This window comes from Pelagibacterium nitratireducens, assembly GCF_037044555.1.
GTDB lineage: Bacteria > Pseudomonadota > Alphaproteobacteria > Rhizobiales > Devosiaceae > Pelagibacterium > Pelagibacterium nitratireducens.
The window spans coordinates 1,234,409-1,259,495 of sequence record NZ_CP146275.1 but is presented as its reverse complement, the minus strand read 5'-3'; the positions used below and the strand labels follow the sequence as shown (position 1 = coordinate 1,259,495).

The window sequence follows — 25,087 nt, the reverse complement described above, 5'->3', positions numbered from 1 at the left end:
TCGCGCTTGACCTTCCAACGGTGGGAAGCTCCATGATTGGCGCAGTCGAACCGGAAGGGATACACCCATGCATGAGTTCAAAGTTCAGGACATGACCTGCGGCCACTGCGCAGGAACAATCGAGAAGGCCGTCAAGAGCGCGGACCCGGCGGCAAAGGTGGATGTCGATCTCACCACGCACTCCGTGCGCATCGAAAGTGCACAGCCGAGTGACGCCATAAAGCGCGTCATCGCGGGAGCAGGATATTCTCCTGAGTCCATGTAAGAACTGCCCCCGGCGCGATATGTCGCGCCGGGGGAGCCCCACCCGCCTTGATGTCGCTTTCGTTCGGGGTTAGCCTTTTTTTATGTCCATGTTCGCGTCACACATATTGCGGCTCGTTACCATCCTCGCGCTGATGGTGTCGTCAACGGCGATGTCATGGGCACAGACGTCAAGCGACATTGGCCGTTTGCAACTCCACAAAGGTCACCAGGTCAGCGCCGACTTGGGAATGTCCATGACCAATCATGGATCCGATCACCACAAGTCCGAGCGGCACCATGATACGCTGTGCGCGACCGCATGTGCAGTGGCCGGTCCGCTGTCTGAGCCGGTGAGCTTGCATTCGCCTCTGGCTCTGACCTTGAGGTCTGCCCCGCTTCATGGCTTGGGTCCAACCTCTTTTGTTCCCGAACCTGGCCGGCGCCCTCCGAAGCACAATCCGATCCTCGTCTAACGCGCCGCCTCACAAGCGGTAACGTACAGTCGCGCCTTTTGAGCGCATCGATCGGACTATTCAAATGACAAACGTGCTGACCCGCCGTGGCTTTCTCACGGCAACTGCCGCGCTTGCGGCAACCACTGCCCTTCCTCGCATAGGTCGGGCTCAAGAATCGTCTCGCCAACTCACGGTCGCCACTCGCACCATCGAGGTCAACGGAAGGGCCGCCTCCGTCTACGGTATCGCCGGCCCTGGCGGCGGTCAGGGACTTATCCTCGATCCCGGCGAACGATTTAAGCTCACCTTGGAGAATACCCTCGACGTTGAAACCATCGTTCACTGGCACGGGCAGATACCGCCCAATATCCAGGACGGCGTTCCGGATCTGCCACGCCCCAAGCTCGTGCCTGGCGAAACCCGGGACTATGATTTCGAGCCGCTGGCGGGCACCCACTGGATGCACAGCCACGTGCCGACCCAGGAAATGAACCTCCTTGCTGCACCGCTCATCGTGCGCAGCACAGAAGACGTTATTGAGGACCGCCAGGAAGTGGTGATGTTCCTGCACGATTTCTCGTTCAAGGATCCACAAGCGGTCCTTGATGAGATTACCCAGGGCGCCGGGCATGCGGACATGGATCACGGTTCTTCCGTTGCGACGCCACAAGGTTCGATGCAGATGGACCATGGCGACATGGACATGGGGCAGATGAATATGAGCGATATGGCAAACATGTCGACCATGGCCATGGATCTCAATGACTTCAACTTCGATGCGTATCTCACCAACGACCGCACGCTCGACGACCCGGAAGTCGTTCAGGTCGAACGCGGCGGGCGCGTCAAGTTGCGCATCATCAACGCCTCGTCGGCGACCACCTTCTGGATCGACACCGGCATCGGGGGGCGTTTAGTAGCGGTCGATGGCCACAGGATTTCGCCCCTCAACGGCAACCGGTTCGGACTTGCGATGGGACAGCGTCTCGATATCGACCTCGACCTCCCTTCCGAGACGCGCACCTTCCCCATCCTGGCGCTCCGCGAAGGCGAGCGCGAGCGCACCGGTCTGATGCTTGCACCGGCAGGGGCGGCAGTATCGAAAATGTCAGACTTGGGGGAGACGTCGTCACCCGCTTTCGACATCGATCTCTCCCAGGAAGGGCGGTTCCGCGCGATCAATCCTCTCTCCGACAGGGAGGTGAGCAACAGCCAGATGATTATGCTGGACGGGTCGATGTCGCCCTATGTCTGGACAATCGATGGTCGCGGCTGGGGCGAACATAGGCCTATCACGGCCAAGAGCGGCGAACGGGTTGAGCTGATGTTCCACAACATGTCGATGATGGGCCACCCGATGCATCTGCACGGGCACGCCTTCCAGGTCGTCGGCCTTAACGCTCGCCGGATTTCCGGAGCCGTCCGCGACACTGTCTATGTCCCCCCGATGGCCAGCGTAACAATTGCCATGGACGCAGGCGAGGCGGCTCGATGGATGCTGCACTGCCATCACATGCCGCACCTGTCGACCGGCATGATGACCGAATTCCGGGTCCAGGCCTAAACCAGAACCGACCGACCCCGTCGAGCGGGGCTGGTCCACTATTTTTGGAGATATTCATGATCACGAACCGCAGCATGGCCGCACTTCTGATAGCTGCTTCCGCAACGCTCTCTCAGGCCGCACTAGGACAGGAGCTTCAGCCGCTGAGCGAAGTTCTGGAAACCACGCACGTCCACGGCTTGGCGTCGCAGGAGAATACCGCCGAAGTCCTTATGGCAACCCACCATGGACTGTGGAGTGTAAATCTCGACAACGAGACTGCCCAGCTTTTAGGAGACAGCCGCGACGACTTCATGGGGTTCTCGACCCACCCAACTGAAAACGAACGATACTGGGCCAGCGGTCATCCGATCGCGGGCGGCAATATAGGTGTCATCGAGAGCGTCGACGGAGGCGAGACCTGGTCCAAGATCGCTGAAGGCGTCGGTGGGCCGGTCGATTTCCACCAGATGACGGTCAGCGGCGCCAATCCGGAAGTCCTTTATGGCGTACATCACGGCGCCTCCCTTCAAACGAGCACAGACGCCGGCCGCAGTTGGGAGGAGATTGGTCTGCTGCCGGACGGCATTATCGATCTTGCCGCATCGGGCATCTCTCCGGATGCCCTCTATGCCGCGACCAATTCAGGTCTTTTCAAAAGTGAGGACGCGGGCAGAACCTGGGTCAGGATATATGAAACAAGCGCGCCGGTTTCTTCTGTCCATGTAGACGCAAACGGGGTTCATGCCTTCGTTCTTGGGGTTGGCGTGGTGCATTCACCTGAGACTGAACTCGACTTCGCCGTTGTCGCCGACGATTTCGATGATACCTATCTACTTCATCTCACATCCATGCCTGAAGGCGGGTATGTAGCGGCAACCGATGGAGGTGGACTTGTTCTCCTTTCGTCGGATGGGTCAGTCGATATTTCGGTTCCGTAAATGGGCCACGATTGGGGCCGACGGCCCTAATCAAACCATCATCATCGGTATCAATGGGCCATTAGGTTGGCGATTCGTGAAGGCTCGGGTTTGAAGGCGCTGGGAACCATTTTTTTGGCACTTGCGTTGATGGTGGCCTCGACTGCTCACCTCCATGCAGCACAAAATGTCGAGATCAGTGACCACGTCCACACGTCCTCGTCTCTTGACCGATCGGCAGCCGACGATACCCATTCGGGCCACGGATCGAAACACTGCGGACCTCTGCTGCTGTCGCACCCACTAGCGTCAGCGCTCCGTCTCGATACGACGACAACGGTTTGGACCAGTGCGGCGCTGGAGCTAACGGTTCATTTATTCGTGGTCGATCCCCCTCCTCCTCGGAAGGACTCCTTGGCTGTCTGATTGACAGCAATTTCGAGTTCCAACCGAGAGATATCTTATGAAACGAACATGTTTTTATGCGCTGGCTTTTGCCGGCGCAGCAACAGGCTGTGCGTCCGCATTTGCGCATAACGGCGCCACCGGCATAGTCGCCGACAGGATGATGGGCATGATGATGTTGGGCGAGCAGATGCAGGTCCTGACGCCAATCATCAACGGCTCTTCCGATCCAGGCCCTGCGGTGATTGAGGAGGCCGCAGCGATGATTGCGGCTCACTCCGGCAACGCAATGACCGAGTTGTTCCCCCAAGGCACTACGGAATTCCCTTCGGAAGCACGTCCGGAAATATGGGAGGACTGGGCTCTCTTTGCTCAGTATGCCCAGCAACTGGAGAGCCTGGCCCAAGAGTTAGAAAGGACCACTGACCAACCGACGCTGGAGACCGCTCGGGTGGCGCGAAATGACTGGACAAGCATGGATACCTCGGTGCTGCTCGGACTGGCGCCGAAATCTGACCCCGAAAATTCAAGCTCTGACCCGGAAACACAATCGATCAGAAGCGCTGCCGCGGTTGCAACCGATATCGCCGGCACCTGCTCGGCCTGCCACACGGTGTTTCGCAAGTGACCTGGCCAAAAATCGATCTCAAATGGCCCGTTGTAACCGCGGTGCTCTTGGGCGGCTTTGGCCTGGGCTTGGTGACCTGGATGCTCATGCCTAGCTCCACTCCCGATTTGTCGCAGCAAATTACCGGTGACGCCAAGCGCGGTGCGTATCTTGCCCGCCTATCGGGCTGTGTCACCTGCCACACGATCGAAGACGGCGACCCATGGGCTGGGGGAGTTTCATTGGCCTCTGATTTCGGCACCTTCGTATCCCCAAACATTACCCCTGATCCAGAATTTGGCATCGGCGACTGGAGCTTCCAAGACTTCGTTCGGGCCGTAAGGCACGGGGTTGCGCCCGATGGATCTCCATATTACCCGGCATTCCCGTTCGAATTTTATGCCACTCTTACCGATCGCGATATGGCCGACATGTGGGCCGCTGTCCAAGAGGTTCCTCCATCCAACTTCGTGCCTGAAGAGAACGAGGTCCCACTGCCATTCAGCATTCGCCAGGGCGTGAAGCTCTGGCGCACCTTTTTCTACGAGCCTGTGGACTATGTCGTCGACGAGACCAAATCGACATCGTGGAACCGTGGACGGTTTATGGTGGAGGGACCGGCCCATTGCGCTGCCTGTCACACACCGAGAAACTTTGCTGGCGGCTTGGATACTGACGCTCAGTTCGCTGGTGCTTCAGGCGGCACTGCGGGTTGGACCGCACCCCCGATCACCACCGAGGCGCTTGCCGAGGGGGGCTGGACCGAGGAAAGCCTGATTGCGGCGCTGCGCACCGGGCTCACCCCGACTGGCGATGCTTTTGGAGGTGCGATGGCTGAAGTCGTTCACCTCTCCACCAGCTATTTGTTGGATCAGCATATTGAGGACATGGCTGAATTTTTGATGGATCAGTGAGGGTCGGTGTTGGTTTTAGTGGCTACGGCCCAGCCGGGTTCGCATCTACCGGCAATCTTATGACGTCGTCGCCGATACTGACCTGCACCTCCCACTGCCCGGCCATCGGTAGCATCGCACTGGCTTGAAAGGCTCCGGGACCTGCTGACAAGACGTCGGCATCTACAGTCATCTGATGTCCAGGCATCTCAATTTTTACCCGTGGATCGATGATATCGGCTCGATCCACGGGCGACCTGATGAATACGGTGAGGGTTCTATCGTCCGCCAAGCTGGCACTGACATTGACCGTGATGCCCGACGTATCGACGGTGTCCTCACCGGTCGCACGCTGAGCGGGATTGGAAACGAGTGGAATGCTCGCAAGGATCAGGACAAGGCCAAAAAACAAGGTCCCGACTGTCCAGATCATCACCAACGAGATTCCGCTCGCTTTCCGGCGTCGGCTCTTTCCTTTCGCTTTCACGGTTCCTTCTCCGAGGCTGGCGCTTTGCGGCGAAGGGCTGGCTTCTCAACGAATTTCCAAGAGAGATACGCCAGGCTTCCGGAAATGGTGCTGGACAGCAAGAAAAGCACAGCAACCTGCGGCCCAAACCAGATGGGCTCCCGCGTCAGGACCTGTTGGATTGGCCATGCCATGAGGTAGATGCCGTAGGAAAGATCGTGCCGCCGCGCGAACTCGGCGATCCGACCCCAGTTCTTGGCGCCCACGTAGAGCGCTGCATACCCTATCCCAATGATCCAGGTCACCTCCCCAAACCGGGTTCCCGTGCCGGCCACCGCCAAGGCAAGCGCCGCCATTGCCCAACCAAACCGCAGGGGAATTACTTCGCCGAATCGTCGCGCCACCGCCCCGGTGAGAAAGGCAAATCCAAAGCGGAAGAGGCTCTCGACTGGCGTTTCACCGGTGGGATCGACGCCAACGTCGGCCAGAAGGGCAAAGCCGAACGCCGCCCACGCAGCAAACGCAATGGATGGATGGCGCAGAAGTCCCAAAGCCGCAGCAATCCCGAAGACAATGTAACTCAGGATTTCGTATTTTATGGTCCAGAGCGGTACGTTTACATCGCCGGGATATCGGCCGTGCTCGAACATGGACGGCAGGACGGCCCCCTCGAAGTTCCATGCGACGTTGAGAGGGTAGAGCCAGGTCTGTGGGCTGGAATAATACTCCCAAAGGCGTGCACCTGTTCCGAAAGGACCTATAATGAGGGAAATGAGTGCAGCGCTGACGATCAGCGCCGGGTAGATCCGCAAGAATCGATTCCGGACAAACTGCCCGAGTCCTCGCTGCAACACGCTGTGGGTGAGCATCGCGCCCGATATGACAAAGAACACGTTTACTGCTGTTGCCCCCAGATCGTAAGCGGCCCAGCTCAAGGGATCGTAACTCGGTGAGTTCAAGCCCAGAAGTAGCGAATGGGAGAGCACCACACTCAACGCAGCGATCAAGCGCACGGCATTGTAACTGTTGTCGGGGTTTCCGAAGGCGGTCGAAAGCATCATGGGCGTGCCCGCGCCAGAAGCTGACGCCGGCCCATTGACGGGTCGGTTCATTGGTCATACCGGAATCTGATGTTGGATTACATCTCGTCACCGCTGAAACCGATGTTCGGCGGGTCAGAAAACAGAGTTATGCGCTCTGTTCCGGTCTCGGGGGCTGATCAATTGGTGCAGGACGATCTGATATCTGAGTCCTGACATGAGAATGTTTCCACGACCGCAGCCAGTCGGGTGGACTCGCCCAGCGGGCGTTCACGATTATGGGCGTTTCATGGACGTGGTCGGTGTTGTCGTGCTGGCCAGCACCAAGTGTGCCGGCCTCATCGATCTGGGGATCTCCAGCCCAGTCCATTCCCGTCAAGAGAGTTTCCGCAGTGGGGCCATGCAGCGGGGCGTGGGTCGCCTGGAGAGGCAACGCAATAACGATTACCCACGCCACAACAAAAAGGCGTAGGAACGATTTCCAGGAAATGTCTTTCGCCGCTATACCGATCACTGCCGCAATTTGCCCCAATACGCTGGCTACCTTCACCACCATAGTGAACCGTATCGATCAGGTCCACCCGAAGTCGCCACCTGCTGAAGCGCCCACCATGGAACATTGCTCATCAATCTAATGTCCCAATTTGCGAAATTGATCCTTCTTCCGTTATTGGTCGTGTTCAGCCTTCTGGCTGCGCCGAGCGCCATGAGTTCGCCTCCGCAAGATGGGCATCAGACGGCCGCGCACCACAACGACGTGGAGCACGACTTAAATGGCCACGAGGAGTGTGCAGCGATTGCCTGCTGCCTGATGCCTGCCAACACAGCTCGCCCCACACTCTTGGAACGAACGGCTGTTCTGGTTGATGCCTATCCTGTCCTGCACAGAAGCGGCGAATATCCCAAAGTTCCTGCCCCTCCTCCAAAGCCACTGGTTTGAACCGCGATATCGATCAATTTCAAACCGGAGAATACCTATGAAGACGTTCAAAACCCTCAGCCTCGCCATCCTCTTTGCCAGCACTGCGTCCATTGCGATGGCGCAGGGCATGGATCATTCCAACATGGATGGCATGTCCATGGACGGGATGAGCATGGATGCCGATGCCAATGAAAGCTCGGATTTACCCGAAATCTGTCTCGAGAACGCCGGCCACATGGCCGGTATGTCGATGGACATGGATATGGGCGCAATGATGGAGGGGATGAGCGAGGGTCACCAGGCCATGATGGCCGATATGGGTGCCATGCATAACGATATGATGGCGGCCATGATGGCCGAAGACTTCGATGTCGCCTTCATTTGCGGCATGATCCCACACCATCAGGGCGCTCTCGCGATGGCCAACGCGGCCCTCGAGTATGCCGAGGACGAATGGGTAAAAGAAATTGCCCAGGAAATCGTCGACGCCCAGGAACGTGAGATCGCCGAAATGCTTGAGTGGCTCGACGCCCGATAAATGGCAGTGACCGGGAGCGATCCCGGTCACCTTCTTACCTTAGCATGGCATTGCCATGGTTAATGCCATGCTGGCTGCACTCGATGTGGTGCGCGGCGGAGTCGCGATCTTTCTGCCCTCCGTTGCCGAAATCTGGCAGATCATACGCTGATCTTCCTGCTGCAATCAGCTTCGGCCGGGATCACCCCGACCCCCGACCTTTCAAGCGACTATCCCGGGGCGTGCTCCCCGACGAACGGTAATACACCCGGGGCGCTGCCCCTCTCGATGCGGCATGCTTTCTAATTCAACAACCTGTTTGCCAGAACCGTCTTCTGCTTTTTCGTCTCGGCGTTCCCGGTGCTCTCGGTGCCACTGCCGACTCCCAGGCCCTCACAACCGCGCGGCATCTACGATCGCACAACCGGAGGTATCCGCATTTACCGGAAAATGCCCTTCTCATTCTTGTTCGGAAACTGCCTGTAATAGGATTACGCCCTCCCCCCTGGCCTCGACGACGAAGGTAACGCCAGCGGCCTCGAAGGCGCTTTTCATGGCGCGCAAAGTGCGATCAAACGGGACTCTTTGACCGGTCTCGAGGAGGCGGACGGTCTGTGGCGTGATACCCGCCGCGCCAGCGAGGTCATCTTGAGTCCAGTCAAGAATAGCCCTCGCAGCGCGCACCTGCGCTGCACTGGGTAGACGTTTTCGATTGCCCGCAGATGATGTCGCAGAGGAAGATTTATTAACCAAATCAGCGGCCAAAGTATCGTTTTTCGACATTCTTCTTGATCTTTCGTCGTTTTTGTGCAACAAGCCTGTCCACGGTGACTGCACCACCGTCCTTCCAAACATCATCAATCGAGCGTCTGCGGCGGCTAATCAGGCCGGCGCGTGCTTTCTCGCGTCGTTCCATCCCACCATTGCGAGGGTACCCGATGTCCTGCGCCTTCCACGATCCCGAGATGCCCCCGTTCCAACTTGCCGAATTGCCGGTGGATCACCCGCCATCCCGGCTGTTGCGCAACTTTCTCTCACTCATCAAAGCCTGCCCTTGCTCTCACTCCTTGGGTGACGATGCCGTCATTCGCAAAGCACTCGATGCGGCGGGCCTAACTTCTGTGATTGCGCATCGCTTAAGCTACAAGGCCAACGTGATGACCATTATCGTCGTCCCGGGCAGCATTTGGCACGAACCACTTCCCATGCTCCGGATCCGCGCCATCAAGCGCGAGCGTCATGGCAACAACCGTCGGACTTGCATCATACCGGAATCGGTCGTTCATCGACAGCCCAGACTCTCGAACAGCCAATATATCAGCAATGCCGCCCAAGTCTGGGTGCCTCCCGAAGATCGCATGGCCGTCCTGCTGCACCTCATCGAGAATGGCTACTCAACGGTCATCGATTGTGCCCGTGAGGTCAAGTCCGCCCCGCCCGTGGCCGCCGTTTTTCAAATGATCAGCGACGGCACGCTGATGATCGATCTCGACAAACCTATTCTTCCGCATTCGCGGATTGATCTCATCAGCGTTCAGGACTGATCCAACCCTCAGCCGAGAGCGTGAGGCCCGGTCCTCACCAACAGGGCCGCCGGCCAATCTCGCTGCCGCGCATCGCAAGGTATCCATCAAAATCCGCGCCTGCCGGTAGGTGAGGTGCTCTGGAGACATCATGGCCGATAACGACGATTATTTGGACGATCTTGATCTCGAACTGGAACCATCCACCGCAAGGTTTCCACGCAAGCGCGGCCACACGGTGGAGAACCTTCTTCCGCGGGCATTGATCGAGAGCGTTATCGGGATGGAAGGCATCCGCGATATCAGCGCGCGTGAGGGGTTCTGCCTTGTGGTGGAGGCGCCGTCATTCGATTGGTGTGAACCTCTGCATCGCGCGCTCAAGACGATGGGTTCGTGGGACCTTCACCATTGCCCGCCCGCCATCAAGAAACCCTCGCGAGATGACGCCACCTCACAGCAACTTGTCGCCGTCCTCGGCACAGGCGGTCGTGCTTTCGGTGTTTCGCACCACCCGTCGCAAATGTTGCCACCCGCGATGTTGGCCTCAGCCGATCAAGTGCTTAAACTCCCACCTCCGGATGCACGCGTCATCTCGGCCGTCATCAAGGCTGTGACCGGCACTATCCCGGAGGGACTCCACAACAAGGATATCGCAGGTCTCGAGTTTGAGGAAATTGCGGCCTGTATTCGCCAAGGGTCCACTTCCGAGGAGTGTCTGAATCGCTTGCGACGCGCTGTGGAATCCAAACGCCGCATCGATACGACCTCGGCGGACGTTCCCGAAATCGCCGACCTCCACGGATACGGTGTAGCGAAAGAATGGGCAGTCAATCTTCTGGAGGACCTGGAAAGTTGGCGCCGGGGTGAGATCCCATTTGAAGCCATCGACCGCAACGCAGTCCTGGTCTCACCCCCGGGCATGGGCAAGACCACATTCGCACGCAGTCTGGCCAAGAGTGCGGGGTTGCCCCTGGTTGCCACCAGCGTCGGAGCCTGGTTCGCAAATTCGCCTGGGTATCTCGACAGCATCATCAAGCAGATCGACCAAACCTTTGCGGCGGCTCGCGCGATGTCTCCTGCCATTCTGCTGCTCGATGAACTGGACGCGGTCCCTGATCGTGCCACCATCTCTCCTCGCGGAGCGGACTGGTGGTTGCCGGTGATCACCCATCTGCTGATCACGCTGGACGGCGCGGTTTCGAACGCCACCAACAATTTGATCATCCTTGGTGCAACCAACCATGGAGACCGTATCGACCGGGCTCTGGTCCGGCCTGGGCGCCTGTCGAAGATCATTGAGATCGAACTTCCGGACGCCGACGCTCTCGCGGGGATCTTCAGGCAACATCTCGGCAGCGACCTTGTCGGCGAAGACCTTACCTATATCGCTGAACTCGCGTATGGAGCGACCGGGGCCCAAGTCGTCGACTGGGTGAGGTCAGCACGACGGACGGCGCGTCGCGCAAAGCGAGCCATGGAGATGATCGACCTTCTGGAGGTCCTCGTTCCCGACGAACGCCGCACCGCTCCTCATGTCGAACGCGTGGCAGTTCACGAGGCCGGGCACGCTGTTGTGTGCCACGCCCTTGGACTGGGAGAGGTCAAGGCAATCTCGATCATCTCGGGACAAAACCATGGGGGATACACCCAAACCGACACTGATCCCTACCTGTCAACGCGTTCCGACCTGGAACGCCACGTCATCCAGGCGCTCGCCGGACGGGCCGCGGAAGAAGTGCTGCTCGGTGAGCCTGGCACCGGCTCGGGTGGAAGTTCTGCGAGTGACCTTGCTCGCGCAACCATGCACATCGGCCTGCTTCACCTTGGCACCGGTCTCGGCGAGGAAATGATTTTTCGTGCCGACAAGGAGAGTGTGCCGATGATCCTTGCGCGAAGTGAGCGACACTCCGCTGCGGTAGACAAGCATCTTCGAGAACTCTACGGCCAAAGCAAGGACTTGATTGTCACCCACAAACGGGACGTTCGTGCAATTGCCGACGCCCTCATCGACAAGCGCTTCCTCAACGGGTCGAACTTTCTGTCCATTCTCGAGCGGAACGGCCCAAAACCATAGGTGAACGGGGCTTTTCTCCTCACACTGTCCTTCTCTATCAAACCCCGAGTAAGCGAAATGGCCAGAATCGACTTCATGCGCGCCGATGTCCTCGCGACGGTCTCTAAATTACGGGCTCTTGCTGACGATCTCGAGAAGATGACCATATTTGAGCCCGGCGCAGTTGAGCTTTCAAATGCTCCTATGCTTGAGGAGTGGGGAGTGAGACTCCGTCCGGTTCCTGCAATTGTTGGGACCGTTCGAAAGCGTTGAGAACGGAACGCGTAAAGTCGCGGTCAGGGCTTAAAGCCGAGCCATCCATGTTTGTCGCATAATTAACATTATGGAACTAAGCCATTGATTTTAAACATAATACTCAAGATGCTATGATTATGCAATTTTGGCAACCGGCAGCTCGTTGAGCTTGTGTCGCGGCGAGCGGAGAACGATTTTGATGTCCATTCTCGCTTATTGTTGCCGGACGTCGCCGGCACCAATGCACCCAGCCAAATTTGCCGTTGAACGCACGGCGTCAGCTTGGCGACGCAGCAGGAATGCGGGTCGAAGTCTGCCGAACGTTTTTGATGATGAAGCGGCTGCGCGGCAGAGCAGGCAACCTCGAATAGTCGATCCGCAGATCCTGCTCCGGCACATCATACCGTATGCTTCTGGATAGAACCTCCGAAGCCTGCTTCATCAGTTCGATCGTGATCCACTCACCTGGGCATCGGTGATGCATATGGTGATCGCCGCCACCTTGAGGGACGAAGTTGAAGGGGCTCCTGTCCCAATCACCAAACCGTTCTGGCCGAAACGTTTCGGGTGTTTCCCATGAGCGCGCATCATGGTTTGTGCCGTAAAGGTCGAGGAGAACGCGGCGTCCTTGGGGGAAGTGATACCCCTGCCATTCAAAGTCACGGCGCACCCGTGCCGCGACAGCAGGAAAGAAAGGATAGAACCGGCGGACCTCCTGGGCAAAGAGTTCAGTGTAGCTCTCATCATCGCCGGCCTGGAGCTTGCGCCGACACTCAGGATATTGATGCAGGGCGTGCGCTACAAACGTGATGTAGACGCTGACGGCCACAATCGGTCTGATCACGTTTAGCACTTCCACAGCAGCGAAGTGAGGCGGCAGCAACTCACCGTTCAGATCCCGGTGCCATGCAATAACATGGGCAGCGGATTGTTCGGCGGGGCGTAACCGGCCGCTTCGAATCTGACCGATGATGGTCTCGATCCAGCGGTTGCTCCTCTTGCGGGCCAAGCGAGCCCACCAGTGTTTCGGCCCAATAGATCCGGCATAATCGAATAGCGCGGTGATCTCTCGCGTTCGCTGCGCGACTTCTGAGTCCGCGAGCGACACACCGGCCCAGGCGCAGGCAGCGCGCGTGAGAAGGCCGTGCAACTGGTCATATAGAACCACTTCGTCCTTTAGCGTCCAGGCGCGAGCGCAGGTCTGCCACTCTTCGGCGGTTCCCGCCACCAGCCGAGCGAGCTGCTCAGCGCTCATCAGCGACATGAACATCTGCTTGCGGTGTTTGTGAGCCTCGTCGTCCAGGCCCTGCACGCCTCCCCGTCCGAGCAGCGTCTTTTGAATCCGCCCGACCATGGCGCCACGCCGCATGAACCGGTCGTTGTCGTAGAAGAGCCGAGCCGCTTCCGGCCCGGTCATGCAGGTCGCCTTTTGCAGCATCAGCCGTGTTTCGAATAGGTCTGCCCCATACTTCCGACATCGCTTCGATATGAACCGATACGGATCATTGATAAGGGCCAGAGTGGCGTCCGGCGTTGCGGTGCGGGGGATCTGAGGCATTGAGCGTCCTTCGTCGGGCAGGCACTGGTTCAGGCGCTACGGGCTTTCGTGTCGTCTCTGGCTAGGACGCTCTCGATGAGCAAGAGCCCCGCCCCGCATACGATCGCCACGTCGGCAAGATTGAAGGCTGGCCAATGATAGCTGCCAATGTAGAAATCCAGAAAATCCGTCACGGCGCCCTGCCGCAGCCGGTCGAGCAGATTGCCCAGCGCGCCCCCGACGATAAGCCCGAGGGCGGCGGCCGTGAGACGGTTGTCGGTTCGCTTGATCCAGCCCAGGAGCCCGGCGACTATGGCAAGCGTGAACGCCATCAGGATCCAAGCCGGAGCCTCGCCGAACAATCCGAAGCTCACGCCGGTGTTAAAGCCGAGCACGAGATTGAAGAAATCGGTGACAGGGATGACCTGAGGTGGGTTCATGACATGGTTCAGGACCAACCATTTCGTCGCCTGATCAAGGAGAAATCCGCCAAGGACGATTGGAAGGCCGAGCCTGAGCATATCGCATAATCCCTTAAAAACCCCGGCTCAGCCGATTCGGCCGAGGGCCGGGAACGTCTGGAGGAGCCAAATTGCAAAGCTGGAGAGATGGCCGGTAATCATGGCGATACCCATGACCACCATCACCCCGCCAGCGACGATTTTGAGCACCCGGCCAGTTCGGCGCATTGACAACATCCGTGTCATGAATCCGCGCATGAACAGAGCGGCCAGGATAAAGGGCAGGCCAAGGCCCAGCGAGTATACGGCCAACAGCGCCGTTCCGCTTGCAACCGTGGCGTTAGCGGCGGATAGGGCCAGGATCGAGCCCAGCACAGGTCCGATGCATGGGGTCCAGCCGAACGCGAAAGCGAGACCGAGCAAGTAGGCAGACCAAGCGCCGCCGCTGTTCGGACTGGAATGGAACCGCACGTCACGATCGAGCCAAGGCATCGGTACAAGGCCGGTTGTGAACAAGCCGAAGATGACGACGATCACACCGCCGATCAGGTTTGCTTCGTAAAGATGCGTGCGCAGGAGTCCGCCCAACGCGGTCGCACTGGCCCCGAGCAAGACGAACACGGTCGAGAAGCCGAGAACGAAGCAGAGGCTGAGGCCGAGGGTTCGGCTCGCCGCCTTTATTCCGGAATGGGCCGGAACCCCGTCGGCGCTGATCGTGCGCCCCGCGACATAGGATATATAGCCCGGTACTAGCGGCAGAACGCAGGGCGACAAAAAGGATATCACGCCTGCGGCGAAGGCTGTCGCTATTCCGATACTGGAAATCTCCATCAGACCAGCTCCAGCACCCAGACGACAACGACGGCTACATAGGTAGCGTAGGCGCCAACCAGGGTAAGAACCTGCCAGCGGCGGAAGCCGGGTTCGGACCCGCCCCAGCGGACGAACGCCGCGTAGAGCGCAGGCATAAGCGCGACAAAGACGAAACTTACCCAGACCAGCCGGAAGTTGTCGATCTGCGTCCCGACAAGCGCCAAGGGCAGAAATCCGACCGTCATGGTCATGGCGTGATCGCCGATGATGTTGGTGAGTGCCGGCGTGATCTGGCCGCTCCGCGACACCTTCCAGGACGCGAAGATCTCTGGCAGGGCGGCAACCGGCGCAGTGATGAACAGGCCGCCGATGATCGGCGAGATGCCAAACGCCTGCACTAGATTTTGGGTCGAGATGACGGTGAAATAGGCGCCGAGTGCGAGAACCCCAACGCCGGCGACCGCCATCCATATCCCCTTGCGCGACCACTCGACCTGCTCGGGCTTCTCGCGGCCGCGAAAAAACGCCTGGGCGGCATAGGCGGCATAGGCGGCCAACAGGACCCCGCCATCAATTGGCTGTAGCCCCTGCCAGGGCGCAGGAAGGATCAGGAGAGCCGCGAGCGCCAATATGCCGAGATATGGAAGAGCCTGCACGGTTGCTGCTTTCGGATCAACACGCAATAGGTGCTCGCGCAGGTGCTGTTGATGTCCCGGGTCATCCGGAATGTCGCGCTTGCGCGTTGCGAGATAGCCGACGGAAACGAGCGCGGGGATGCCGATGGCGGTCGAGCCGAGCATTGCCCCCAAGCCGATATCGGTCACGCCCCGCACGGCGCTGGTAACGTTGACACCGACTTCCGGGCTTGCAGTGGCGATGCCAATCAGAGAGCCGCCAGCAGCCGCCGAAAGCCCCCACTGTTTGCGCAACTTACGAAGGGGCTCCGCCAGATGATCGGAACCCCACGCCGCCGCGAAGACGGCGGCCAACAGGACAGCAGCCCATATCCAAGTGCTCATGCTCCTCCGTGACAGGTTGTCCGGATCGAGCTGATCGACAAGGCGCGGTTCGTGAAGGAGCGGTCGGGTTTGCGGCTCGATATCATGCCGGAGCGCTCCGCCGTGTCGACGAAGCTTCCCGCAAATCGCTGCGGGCGTCGCGGATGATCGACCAGGACGACTGCAGGAACAGGCCGGCGATCACGGCGGCGACGACGAGGTCCGGCCAAGCCGTTCCTGTCCAAGCCACCAGGCCTGCCGCCACGACGACGGCTGCGTTTCCGATCGCGTCGTTGCGCGAAAAAAGCCAGACCGCCCGCACATTCGCGTCGCCCGTTCGGTGGGGCAGCAATGGAAGAACCGCAACCACATTGACGACGAGTGCAACCAGTGCGAACAGGCCCATCAACTCGGCCTCGGGTTGCTGCTGCACCAGCACGCGATAGGCCGTATTCACAAGGACCCCAAGGCCGAGCGCCCCAAGAAAAAGGCCTTGGATTAAGGCGGAACGGGCGCGCCAGACGATGCTCCACCCGATGGCGAGGATGCCAAGAAAAGTAATGAGGCCGTCGCCCAGGAAATCGAGTGCGTCGGCCTTTAGCGCCTGCGAACCAGAAATAAAGCCACCGAACATCTCGATGATTCCGTAGCCGACATTGAGTACGACCACGATCCACAACGCGCGTTTATAGGCCGGTGTAATGTGCGATAGGTCCTTGGGCAGATCGTCAATGTCGCCCTCGGTGTCGGTTTCGGGTGCATCCAGACGGTCAAGCCGGTATCCGATGCCGCTGACAGCGCGTTCGACCTCCGGGAGGCAGGACGCGGGGTCGCTGACGTGCAACGTCATGATCTGCGTGGCAGTCGAAACCTTTACCTCGTCCACCCCAACCGAGCGCACTGCCTTCTCGATCTTAGCCGCGCAGGAGGGGCAATCCATGCCGGTGACGCGGTAGCGTGCGGTCTCGGCATCGTGCGCTGATGCTGCTATTGTCATGGCTATCTTTCCTGTTCGAGAGAGGCTATATATCATCCGTGACTGATATGTCTAGTAATGTCGAAGTGCTGGAGCGGATCAAGGATACAACCTTTGCTCTGCGTACGAAGCTATTCCGGGGATTGGCCGATGCCTCGCGCTTGTCAATTCTTGATGCTTTGCGCACGCGGCCGTTGTCTGTCGGCCAGATCGTCGCGATCACGGGTCTGTCGCAGCCGAACGCCTCGAACCATCTGCGGTGTCTCAGCGAATGCGGCCTCGTCTCCGGCGAGCAGCGCGGCCGTTTTGTCCATTATCGCCTGAGCGATCAACGTCTGAATGATCTGTTTTTGCTTAGCGACCAGCTGCTGACGGAGACCGCGTGCGCCGTAGATACCTGCGGGAACTATGGCACAAGCTGATCCAAGCGGGTTATTGCTGGCGCAGCGCTCCATTTTGCGGTCCCGCCGATTTCAGGTCGCGCATGAGGCGTACCTTCCTCGGCAGCACACCGGCGCGGATCGTCGTTCCCGGCCATGCAAGTCCAGGATCGGGCCGCGGACCTGATCCGTTCGAAGGGCCTGACGGACAGGTCGTCACGTTGCCGCCGCTGGCCTTCTCTACACCTTGATGGACCCTATTCCCGGGCGCCGCGCAAAGGCGAGGCTAAACGTTACGCCTGCGGCGATGTGCAGGAGGCGGCGCTGGCCCATTTGAAGCATATTCGGCTCAAGATTGCCGATCTTCGGCGCATGGAGCGTACGCTTGCCGATACGGCCGCACGCTGTGAGGGCGGAACGGCTGCCGACTGCCCGATTATCGACGTGCTCAGCCGGGCGCCGGGCTGATGATTGCCATGTCGCGACAAGCCGCGGATTCTCACGGCTCACACGACATAGCGGTCCCAGCTCCCATAATGCTCCTTACTACGGGGACCGCGCGGCAGGCTAAGGGCGATCAGGAGAATGCCGGTGATAACGCTTGCCCCCGAAGCGAGCGGCGCCGCGCCGATAAGCAGCCAGGGCGACGCAATCAGCCACAGCCCAAAGGCTACGTTGATGAAGCGCAAGGGCCGCGCGACTTCCGCCATAGCCATCACGGCAACGGTGACAATGAGCGCGCCGACCAGATGATCGCTGTCCGCCATCGGTGGCTCGGTACCGAACGCTAGACGGCTGAACATCAGCCAAAGGCCAACGGCAGCGCTTCCAACGAGCGTCCACGGTACAGTCACCCCACGGGTCGCCGACTTGATGGTGCCCCCGAGATCGGAATCGAAGCCGGACTGCTTGTCCTCGCCGCTGCCGGGCAGCGCGTCGCCCTTGAAGAAAGATCGCCAGAACGGTCGTCCGCGCCGCTTGTTTAGGACCAGGAACTGCCCCATCGCCACGAGCTCATCGGTAAGCGAGAAGGCAGGACCGTTCAGCCGGCGTAGTTCCAGGGCATGAGGGCGTCGATGTCGCTGTTGGGCCAGCCATTGGCGATACGCTCGAGGGTCTGGGTGAGCCAAACATGTGGGTCGACATCGTTCATCTTGGCCGTGATGAGCAACGTTGCGATGGTTGCCCAGGAGCGGCCGCCCCCGTCACTGCCGGCAAAAAGGCTGTTCTTGCGCGTAATGGTCTGGGGTCTGATGGCGCGCTCGACGATATTGGAGTCGAGCTCGATGCGGCCATCCGAGAGGAAGCGTTCGAGCACGGCACGCCGGGCGAGCGTGTAGCGGATCGCCTCGGCCAGTTTCGATTTCCCCGAGATGCGGGGCAGTTCCCGGTCCAGAACGGCGAGCAGGTCGCTCACGATCGGCGCGGACTTCTCGGCTCTGATGGCGGCGCGCAGATCGGGGTCGTGACCACGAATGTCGTCTTCGATGGCCCACAGCGGTGCCATCGCCGTCACCACGGCACCGGCAAAGGGCGAACCGTCACTGGCCTGGAGATCGAAGAACTTGCGCCGTGCGTGCGCCCAGCACCCGGCGAGCGTCATGGCGTCGTTGGCGCCACTCGCTTTGCCCAGTCGGTTATAGGCAGCATAGCCGTCGATCTGCAGGATCCCGCGATAGCCGTCCAGATGCCGGGCGACGCATTCGCCTGATCTGCTGTCTTCGAAGCAATAGGCCACCATCGGTGGACTTGATCCTCCAAAGGTCCGGTCGTCCCGGGCATAAGCCCAAAGCCAAGCTGTTTTCACCTTGCCAGTGCCAGGCGCCAGGGTCGGAAGCCGGGTCTCGTCGGCAAAAACCCGCTCACCGAGCTTGATGGTTTTGAGAACATGGTGGGCGAGTGGCTCGAGCTCGAAGCTCAGCCGCCCCATCCATTGCGCCATCAGAGACCGATCCAGCTCCACCCCATCACGAGAGTAAATCTCTTCCTGGCGATAGAGCGGTAGGCCATCGGCGTATTTGCTGACCGCCACCTGGGCCAGCACCGCCTCGGTGGGAATGCCGCCGGCAATGAGATGGTTGGGCGCCGGAGCCTGCGCGATGCGATCCTGGCCGTCCGCCAGGCGATAGGCGTATTTGGGGCGACGGGTGACGATGACGCGGAACCTGGCCGGCGTCACATCGAGGCGCTCGGTGACGTCCTCACCGATCCGCACGGCATCAAGGCCTTCGCACTCGGCCGGCACCTCGGGCTCGATCACCTCCTCGATCCGCTCCAGGTGCGGTGCAAACCCTTTCCGGGGACGCGGAGGACGGAGCGCGGCTTGTCCGGATTGCTTTTCGCGTTTGGCCTCGATCTCGCCAAGACCGGTCCGCAACTCATCAAAGGCGAAAGCCATCTGCTCGTCATCAAGGGGGGCGATCCGCAGCTTTTCCGAGCGAGTGCCGTATTGGGCCCGCTGCAGCAGGGCGATGATGGATTCCAGCCGGCCGATCTTTTCCGCGTCGGCAGCCTTGTCCGCCTTCATGGCGGCAATCTCGGCCTCATGCGCGGCGATTTCAGCTTCCAGAGCCCGGCGCCGCTGCTCGGCCGACGCCACCCTGTCCTGGGCCGCCACGATCATCGCCTTGAGGGCGTGGACGTCATCGGGGAGCGCATGCAAATCGGCCGGGTTCATGCCGCGATCATGGCACAAAACACCCCCGATTGCCTGGCTTTTTGCGCTCCCTGAGTCAGTCTGCCGCAGACGTTTACCCAGCAGATTGCGGCCGGTTCACCGGCACTGTTCGCACCCGCTTCCAGTCCATCCCCTCGATCAGTGCCAGCAGCTGTGCGTAGCTCATCTGCACCCGAGTATTACCAATCCGCGGCCAGCAGAACGCCGCCTTCTCCAACCGCTTGGCGTAAAGGCAAAGTCCGGTGCCATCCCACCACACGATCTTGATCCGGTCGGCCCGCTTGGCGCGAAAGACATAGAGCGCGCCATTGAAGGGGTCCGCTCCAGCATCGCGCACCAGACCAACAAGACCGTCTGGCCCCTTGCGAAAGTCCACGGGCTGGCTGGCCAGATAAACCTTTACACCCGTAGGGATCATGCCGACCGCACAGCGCGGATTACCCGCCGCAGATGGGCGTCTCCGACATCGGAGCCAACCCGGACCACCGTGTCACTGACCACGATCTCGATCATACCGCGCTCAGACCTTGCGGCGGCTACCACTCCTGCATCGTCATCGCGTTTTGCGACCTCGCCGCGCTTGAATGCCTCGGTGCGCCAACCGAACAACTGCGAAGGAGAAATCCCGATCTCGCGCGCCAGCGCCGACACGTTGGCCCCAGGCTCAAGACAGCGCGCCACCATCTCGGCCTTGAACGCATCCGACCACCGGCGCCGCCGAGCGACAGGCGCGCCCTCCATACGATCAGGCACCGCCTCGATCATATGAAAACTTCCATCTCCAGGCATAGTCGTAGACATAGAACATAACACCCATCACAAATTCTCGGGTGCCAATACCGCCGGATGTCGGCCGTCACCAGACGGGGTGGGCTTCTCGCTTACGACCGTTCAAGCACATCCCTATTTGGACAATGGGCCGATCGTGACGTCCGAAGTCTATGCCCTTGATCACGCGGCCGGATGGGCAAGGACGTTTTCCCGCTTTTATCGTCTCGGACCGACCTGAGGTTCTCGGGGGCACGGAGGGCCAAATACGTTGCATTTTGGGCCAGCAATACAGGTGCCGCCTGACAACTTTTCCATAACCGAAGCAAGCGATCGGCGTAGCGAGGCACAGGACGTTGTTGATTTCGACGGACGGCACAGTTTGCGAAGTGTCGGTCCGAACGGATCTGAAAAGAAATGATGCCGCTGCACCGACCGGCGCTTGGATGGCTGCGATCGGATTTTCCCATCATCGCCGTGACTCCCGAAGCACAAATACCTGTTCGCCTGAGCGTCAGTGCCGATCGCGCTACCGCCATCTTCCAGTGGCTCCAGGCCATTACCTGTCGCTTCAATAACACTGGCTGATGGCTTAACGCCATTAGCTGTTTGGTTGAGGCCATCAGCCAGTATGTTGAGGTGCATACTTCCTCGAATTTGGCCCTCATAAGCCATCAGCTAATGGCTTGCCCGTTCTCGCCGATGGCACATTGCCATTGCGCCGTGGCCACACAACTTCAATTTAGGGATTTGTTATCAGGAAGCTGCCATTTTGCCTCTGAGGTGAAGCATGGCAAAAGAGACTATATTCGAGCCCGATGTGTCGATCGGGGATCTGCTCGTGCTCGCGCGGTTGTCTGCTCTATATTGGGACGCGGGTAAGGCGAACCCTGGCACGGCACTGAGCGAGGAATCCAAGGTATCTGCCACCAGAATCCGCAATACGATGATGCGGATTGTCCATGCTGTTGGACCAGTAGAGATTGAGGGCAAGTCTCGGCGGACCCAGATCCCAAGTGCTCGAGGGCGAAATGTCGGTGCGGCCGGTGTCATCGCCGAGGCGATCCTGACCATCGCAACCGACGATGAGACGGATCAAGAGGCCCTGCGAATGAGGTTGAACCACCTCCTGATGGAGCTTGAGCGCCAATATAGCGAGGGCGCGTTCAAGACATTGGCAGGGCCGACGCGGTTTTGAATAGACTATGCCGTCTCGTTTACCTTGCTTTGGCAGTATCAGATTGGAAGCCCTTTCTCTCGGACTGCCAAAATCACCGGTAAAAGGAAGTGTTATTGGGCTCAGGAGCTCTGAACCGATCAAATGCATCGAGCACGTCACCGGCGAGGAATAAGCGGTTTCGACGACCCTCCCCCGCTAGGGTGACGATCTTCTTTTCCACAAGCATCTGGATAGCGTTGTTTGCCACCGGGAACGATACACCGAGTTCGCTACTCGCATCCTTGACCGTAAAGGCCGGCTTGGTGAGCATCCACGGAACCATACGGTGAAGGACGCTGTCCTTGCGAATGCCCTCTAACTGACCATTCCATTCGCTGGTGATTTCAGACAATCGGTCCAGCCGCTCGATATTGCTTTCGGCCGTTTGGCGAACGAACGATAACCCGATGTTGCACCACCGAGTGAAATCCCCAGTCCGACGCACATCTTTTAAGGCATCTATGTAGATATCCTTGTCGGCATGGACGGCTTCGCCAATGAATGTGGAACCCGAACGGGTCGCCCCTTTCCATTTCATCACCAACGGCAGGAGCAGTCGGCCGATGCGGCCGTTGCCGTCCGTAACGGGATGAATACTCTCGAACATCCAGTGCGAGCAGAGCTGCCGGATGAGCTCGGGCGTGCGGGAGTCGACTTGCATGGTGAATCCGAGCCACTCTTGCAGCGCATCTGGCAGTTGGGAAGGATGGGTATAAAAGAACAGTCCGCCGATGGATTCAGGGTCATAGGTGGAATTAGGCAACGACTTGAATGCGCCGGCGCCACCTTTTTTGAACGCATTCGTATCCCTCTCGAACAGGCGCCGATGGATTGCAAGAACGGCCTGCAGCGGGTCTGGGGTGTCAAGCGATGCCTCGAATGCGTAGGCGCATGCAGCCACGACCTTGGCATCTTCCGGATCTGACGCTGCGTCGGGAATGCTCTCGTATTCCATGAGGTCGGTGAAGGTCGTCGTGCTGCCCTCAGCCCCTGAGGAATGTACGGCATCGAGGCGCGCGAAGAGTCGGCCAATGGAACCCTGTACTCCAAGTTTCGATACCCGACGGTCAAATTCAGCCAATGCAATGGTGGTCGTCTGCAGACCGTCCACCACGTCTTCGAGGGCAGGCACGACCGGCACACCGGGTCGATAGCAGGCACGGTTCTCATCGAGGAAGAAAGACCCAAAAACCATAGCAGAAGCTTTCGTTATGAACGGTTTTAACGATAACCCTTAATAACGAAAGTCGCAATTGTTGTTTCCGGACTCTTTCCGGTCGGCTTACCTGGCCGGCGGTGACATTCGCCCTCGCCTTACATCATCAGACTACCAGAAGCGGCATATCCATGTGGCAGCACGTTCAGTTCGGCGATGGCGCGGAGGCGGCGACGACGGCTGCTAAACGACCACCCCGTTGCCACGTCGCTGCTAACCTGCAGCCAAGCCCCTTTCCGGCGTTCCAACCTTCTCCTGGCAAAGAGTGAGATCGCGCAAATGGAGGAATGGCTCGCCAAGTTTCGACTTCAGGTCGACGCCAAACGTCGGCGAACGGGGAACAATCCTTGCCGGCCATCACCGGATTCACCAGAGAACAGCTCGATCTTGACGCCGTCCGGCATCGAGCCTGGCGGATCGTTGTTTTCAATCACGTAGACCTGTCCGATTTCGCGCAAACCGGCGAGGTGCTTGTAGAACGCTTGGTCCAGCGTTGTGCTCGCGATGGCCTTCTCGTCTGCCTCCAATTCCCCATGACGTTCGTAGTGGACCGGCTTGCGATAGGTCACGAGCGGGGAATCCAAGACCACGAAACCCGGATGCGGCAGACGGTTGGTGCGGCAATAGATCATTACCGCCACCACGAAAGCGGAGTGAAACACCGCCTTGACGCCTTTGCCGTTCTGGCCCCGCGGCTGGCCGTTGATGGCAATGTCCTGCCGCTTCTCGTCCCACGTGACTGCTTCCACACTAGGATACTCCCATGCCTTGAGAACGTCCCGAACCACCTGCGCGAAATCGTGACCCGTCGGCCCGTCGATGCCGATGATCAGACCGTCGGCCTTCTGGCGTCCCACCGTTGAGGCGGATATTGCATCCCGCTTGACCTGCATTGCCGATCGCCGAGAGCGCATCTCCGATAAGTTCTCGAATCGGGCGAGTCGTTCGGCCGCCGCCTGGTAGTCCCGGCGTCCCGACGCCTCCTGCGGTCTCAGGCGGGAAATCGTCGCCTCGCGGGCGCGAATCTCTTTCGCCGTGAACTCCAGCCGCAAGTCGAGGGCGGTCTGCTCGGCGTCGATACCGGCCAAGGCGGTTTCCAGACCGCGCATGTCGCGGCGAATCTTGGTGATCTCGGCTTGGGCTGTTGCGTGTTGGCGATCAAGGTCCCCGAGCTCGTGCGGCAGGTGCTGATCGCCGGGCAGCGCACCACACATCGGGCATGGCTGGTCCTCGAAGCGCTGCAGCAGGAATCCGCCTTCCTCGATGGCCTCGAGCCGCCGAATATCGATGCGGTAAGTGTCTTGAAGCTCAAGGAAGCGAGCCTTCATTGCAACCAGCTGACCGAGTTTAGAGCGGTCCGCATCCATTGTGTCCATGAGGCCGCGGCGCTCCCGCGTGGCGGTGTCGAGGTCTTGCTGAAGCTCGGCCAGCGAGCCTCCAAAATCCTCTAGCTGTGCAGTCAGCCGTTCGACTTCGGCATCGAGGCTGGCCAGATCGACGTCGCCGAGTTCGCGGTCGATCTCCCCGATCATTTCATCCAGAAGTTCGACCTTGCCATTGTTACTGGCCTTGATTGCCTTCTCATTGGGCACTTCGATAACGTCGCCGTCGTCCTGCCCAGTCAGGATGAATCGAAAGACGTTCTTGTTTAGCGTGGGCCCGTTCTTCGGGCTCACGATGGTCGGGCTGTCCTCCGAAAACATCCGGTCCTCGTCTACAGTGACGTAAGGCATGAAATGACGGATGGAGAACGGGACGAGCTGCGCCGCCTCGGTCGAGGCGATCCTGGCATCCTTGATGCCGATGCTTTCGAGCAGCAATTCGGAGACGCTGCCCGTCTTACCCTTGCCGTGATCGGCGGACAGCACCACGCCAGTCCCGCCGGCGAGCCTACCATCTTTTGCCAAACCCTCGTAGACCTTAAAGCCACCGCCCTTGCGCGCACGCTCGAGGGTCACCTGCCGGCCGTTTCCGAGCGTCAACCCGAGCAGCACTTTTGTATATTCCGATCCGTGGTTCTTCAGGATGTCGGGGGGTTTTCCGCCCAGCATGAAGTCGATCACCTTAAGGGAATAGGACTTGCCGGCGTTCGATCCGCCGTAGATGAGGGTCAAACCTTCCGCGAACTCGATTCCGGCCGGTTCTTGGCCATCGCCGACGAACGTGAGATGCTCCAGCCGGAGCTTGGCAAGCATAG

The 25,087-nt window shown here is 59.4% G+C and carries 26 protein-coding genes; 12 read left to right on the top strand and 14 right to left on the bottom strand.

The window, feature by feature from the left end:
- The first annotated feature begins 67 nt into the window (after positions 1–67).
- The 5 genes from V6617_RS06350 (at position 68) to V6617_RS06330 (ending at position 5,090) form a co-directional block, all read left to right on the top strand.
- Entirely contained in the window at positions 68–265 is a 198-nt protein-coding gene (locus tag V6617_RS06350; RefSeq protein WP_338609808.1) for a heavy-metal-associated domain-containing protein, read from the top strand.
- A 518-nt stretch (positions 266–783) separates the two neighbouring features.
- Positions 784–2,265 carry a multicopper oxidase family protein gene (locus V6617_RS06345; protein WP_338609807.1) on the top strand — a complete coding sequence of 494 codons (1,482 nt, stop codon included), beginning with the start codon at positions 784–786 and terminating at the stop codon, positions 2,263–2,265.
- Positions 2,266–2,321: 56 nt separating this feature from the next.
- Positions 2,322–3,185 (top strand): WD40/YVTN/BNR-like repeat-containing protein, encoded by an 864-nt coding sequence (locus V6617_RS06340; protein WP_338609806.1) that lies wholly within the window; start codon positions 2,322–2,324, stop codon positions 3,183–3,185.
- Positions 3,186–3,627: 442 nt separating this feature from the next.
- A complete protein-coding gene (locus V6617_RS06335; RefSeq protein ID WP_319019399.1) occupies positions 3,628–4,197 on the top strand; it encodes a c-type cytochrome in 570 nt (189 codons plus the stop codon).
- On the top strand, positions 4,194–5,090 hold the full coding sequence (locus V6617_RS06330) for a cytochrome c (protein WP_332717496.1): 897 nt from the start codon (positions 4,194–4,196) through the stop codon (positions 5,088–5,090). Before V6617_RS06335 ends, V6617_RS06330 begins: the two co-directional genes overlap by 4 nt.
- Positions 5,091–5,112: 22 nt before the next feature.
- Here the strand turns inward: V6617_RS06330 and V6617_RS06325 are convergent, their stop codons facing one another.
- The gene (locus V6617_RS06325) at positions 5,113–5,556 is read right to left on the bottom strand and encodes a FixH family protein (protein WP_332717498.1); all 444 of its coding nucleotides are present in this window, start codon (positions 5,554–5,556) and stop codon (positions 5,113–5,115) included.
- A complete protein-coding gene (locus V6617_RS06320; RefSeq protein WP_332717500.1) occupies positions 5,553–6,596 on the bottom strand; it encodes an acyltransferase in 1,044 nt (347 codons plus the stop codon). Before V6617_RS06320 ends, V6617_RS06325 begins: the two co-directional genes overlap by 4 nt.
- Before the next feature lie 956 nt (positions 6,597–7,552).
- Here V6617_RS06320 and V6617_RS06315 point away from each other — a divergent pair.
- Entirely contained in the window at positions 7,553–8,035 is a 483-nt protein-coding gene (locus V6617_RS06315) for a DUF305 domain-containing protein (RefSeq protein WP_338609805.1), read from the top strand.
- Between the two features lie 438 nt (positions 8,036–8,473).
- Here V6617_RS06315 and V6617_RS06310 read toward each other — a convergent pair whose 3' ends face one another.
- Positions 8,474–8,797 (bottom strand): helix-turn-helix transcriptional regulator, encoded by a 324-nt coding sequence (locus V6617_RS06310; RefSeq protein WP_332717508.1) that lies wholly within the window; start codon positions 8,795–8,797, stop codon positions 8,474–8,476.
- 155 nt (positions 8,798–8,952) lie between these two features.
- On the opposite strand from V6617_RS06310, the gene V6617_RS06305 reads away from it, so the two are divergent.
- Both V6617_RS06305 and V6617_RS06300 read left to right on the top strand, forming a co-directional pair.
- Positions 8,953–9,558 carry a hypothetical protein gene (locus V6617_RS06305; RefSeq protein ID WP_338609804.1) on the top strand — a complete coding sequence of 202 codons (606 nt, stop codon included), beginning with the start codon at positions 8,953–8,955 and terminating at the stop codon, positions 9,556–9,558.
- A gap of 130 nt (positions 9,559–9,688) precedes the next feature.
- Positions 9,689–11,611 (top strand): AAA family ATPase, encoded by a 1,923-nt coding sequence (locus V6617_RS06300; protein ID WP_338609803.1) that lies wholly within the window; start codon positions 9,689–9,691, stop codon positions 11,609–11,611.
- Positions 11,612–12,122: 511 nt separating this feature from the next.
- Here the strand turns inward: V6617_RS06300 and V6617_RS06295 are convergent.
- From V6617_RS06295 to V6617_RS06275, 5 genes are all read right to left on the bottom strand, one after another.
- The gene (locus V6617_RS06295) at positions 12,123–13,403 is read right to left on the bottom strand and encodes a cytochrome P450 (RefSeq protein ID WP_332717514.1); all 1,281 of its coding nucleotides are present in this window, start codon (positions 13,401–13,403) and stop codon (positions 12,123–12,125) included.
- Between the two features lie 29 nt (positions 13,404–13,432).
- Positions 13,433–13,903, bottom strand: coding sequence for a signal peptidase II (gene lspA, locus V6617_RS06290; RefSeq protein ID WP_332717516.1), 471 nt, complete (start codon positions 13,901–13,903; stop codon positions 13,433–13,435).
- A gap of 27 nt (positions 13,904–13,930) precedes the next feature.
- Positions 13,931–14,674: a cytochrome c biogenesis CcdA family protein gene (locus tag V6617_RS06285; RefSeq protein WP_332717518.1), complete on the bottom strand. Its 744-nt coding sequence runs from the start codon at positions 14,672–14,674 to the stop codon at positions 13,931–13,933.
- Positions 14,674–15,675, bottom strand: coding sequence for a sodium:calcium exchanger (locus tag V6617_RS06280; RefSeq protein WP_332717520.1), 1,002 nt, complete (start codon positions 15,673–15,675; stop codon positions 14,674–14,676). The genes V6617_RS06285 and V6617_RS06280 overlap by 1 nt, the downstream gene beginning before the upstream one ends.
- Positions 15,676–15,757: 82 nt before the next feature.
- The gene (locus tag V6617_RS06275) at positions 15,758–16,651 is read right to left on the bottom strand and encodes a cation transporter (RefSeq protein WP_133676200.1); all 894 of its coding nucleotides are present in this window, start codon (positions 16,649–16,651) and stop codon (positions 15,758–15,760) included.
- Between the two features lie 47 nt (positions 16,652–16,698).
- On the opposite strand from V6617_RS06275, the gene V6617_RS06270 reads away from it, so the two are divergent.
- Together V6617_RS06270 and V6617_RS06265 are read left to right on the top strand one after the other, a co-directional pair.
- A complete protein-coding gene (locus V6617_RS06270) occupies positions 16,699–17,052 on the top strand; it encodes a metalloregulator ArsR/SmtB family transcription factor (RefSeq protein ID WP_338610646.1) in 354 nt (117 codons plus the stop codon).
- Positions 17,053–17,343: 291 nt separating this feature from the next.
- Positions 17,344–17,478 carry a hypothetical protein gene (locus V6617_RS06265; protein ID WP_338609802.1) on the top strand — a complete coding sequence of 45 codons (135 nt, stop codon included), beginning with the start codon at positions 17,344–17,346 and terminating at the stop codon, positions 17,476–17,478.
- A 38-nt stretch (positions 17,479–17,516) separates the two neighbouring features.
- Here the strand turns inward: V6617_RS06265 and V6617_RS06260 are convergent, their stop codons facing one another.
- The 4 genes from V6617_RS06260 to V6617_RS06245 form a co-directional block, all read right to left on the bottom strand.
- Entirely contained in the window at positions 17,517–18,014 is a 498-nt protein-coding gene (locus V6617_RS06260) for an SPW repeat domain-containing protein (protein WP_338609801.1), read from the bottom strand.
- Positions 18,015–18,052: 38 nt separating this feature from the next.
- The gene (gene tnpC, locus V6617_RS06255) at positions 18,053–19,687 is read right to left on the bottom strand and encodes an IS66 family transposase (protein ID WP_338608582.1); all 1,635 of its coding nucleotides are present in this window, start codon (positions 19,685–19,687) and stop codon (positions 18,053–18,055) included.
- Between the two features lie 73 nt (positions 19,688–19,760).
- The gene (tnpB, locus tag V6617_RS06250) at positions 19,761–20,105 is read right to left on the bottom strand and encodes an IS66 family insertion sequence element accessory protein TnpB (RefSeq protein ID WP_332717533.1); all 345 of its coding nucleotides are present in this window, start codon (positions 20,103–20,105) and stop codon (positions 19,761–19,763) included.
- Positions 20,102–20,452, bottom strand: coding sequence for a transposase (locus V6617_RS06245; RefSeq protein ID WP_332717534.1), 351 nt, complete (start codon positions 20,450–20,452; stop codon positions 20,102–20,104). The genes tnpB and V6617_RS06245 overlap by 4 nt, the downstream gene beginning before the upstream one ends.
- Positions 20,453–20,555: 103 nt before the next feature.
- Here V6617_RS06245 and V6617_RS19000 point away from each other — a divergent pair, with 103 nt between their 5' ends.
- Both V6617_RS19000 and V6617_RS06240 read left to right on the top strand, forming a co-directional pair.
- A complete protein-coding gene (locus V6617_RS19000) occupies positions 20,556–20,696 on the top strand; it encodes a DUF6634 family protein (protein WP_422394811.1) in 141 nt (46 codons plus the stop codon).
- Positions 20,697–21,245: 549 nt separating this feature from the next.
- On the top strand, positions 21,246–21,653 hold the full coding sequence (locus V6617_RS06240; RefSeq protein WP_338609800.1) for a hypothetical protein: 408 nt from the start codon (positions 21,246–21,248) through the stop codon (positions 21,651–21,653).
- 73 nt (positions 21,654–21,726) lie between these two features.
- Here V6617_RS06240 and V6617_RS06235 read toward each other — a convergent pair whose 3' ends face one another.
- Both V6617_RS06235 and V6617_RS06230 read right to left on the bottom strand, forming a co-directional pair.
- Positions 21,727–22,869, bottom strand: coding sequence for a Fic family protein (locus V6617_RS06235; protein WP_338609799.1), 1,143 nt, complete (start codon positions 22,867–22,869; stop codon positions 21,727–21,729).
- Between the two features lie 329 nt (positions 22,870–23,198).
- Positions 23,199–25,085 (bottom strand): AAA family ATPase, encoded by a 1,887-nt coding sequence (locus V6617_RS06230; RefSeq protein ID WP_338609798.1) that lies wholly within the window; start codon positions 25,083–25,085, stop codon positions 23,199–23,201.
- Positions 25,086–25,087 lie beyond the last annotated feature (2 nt).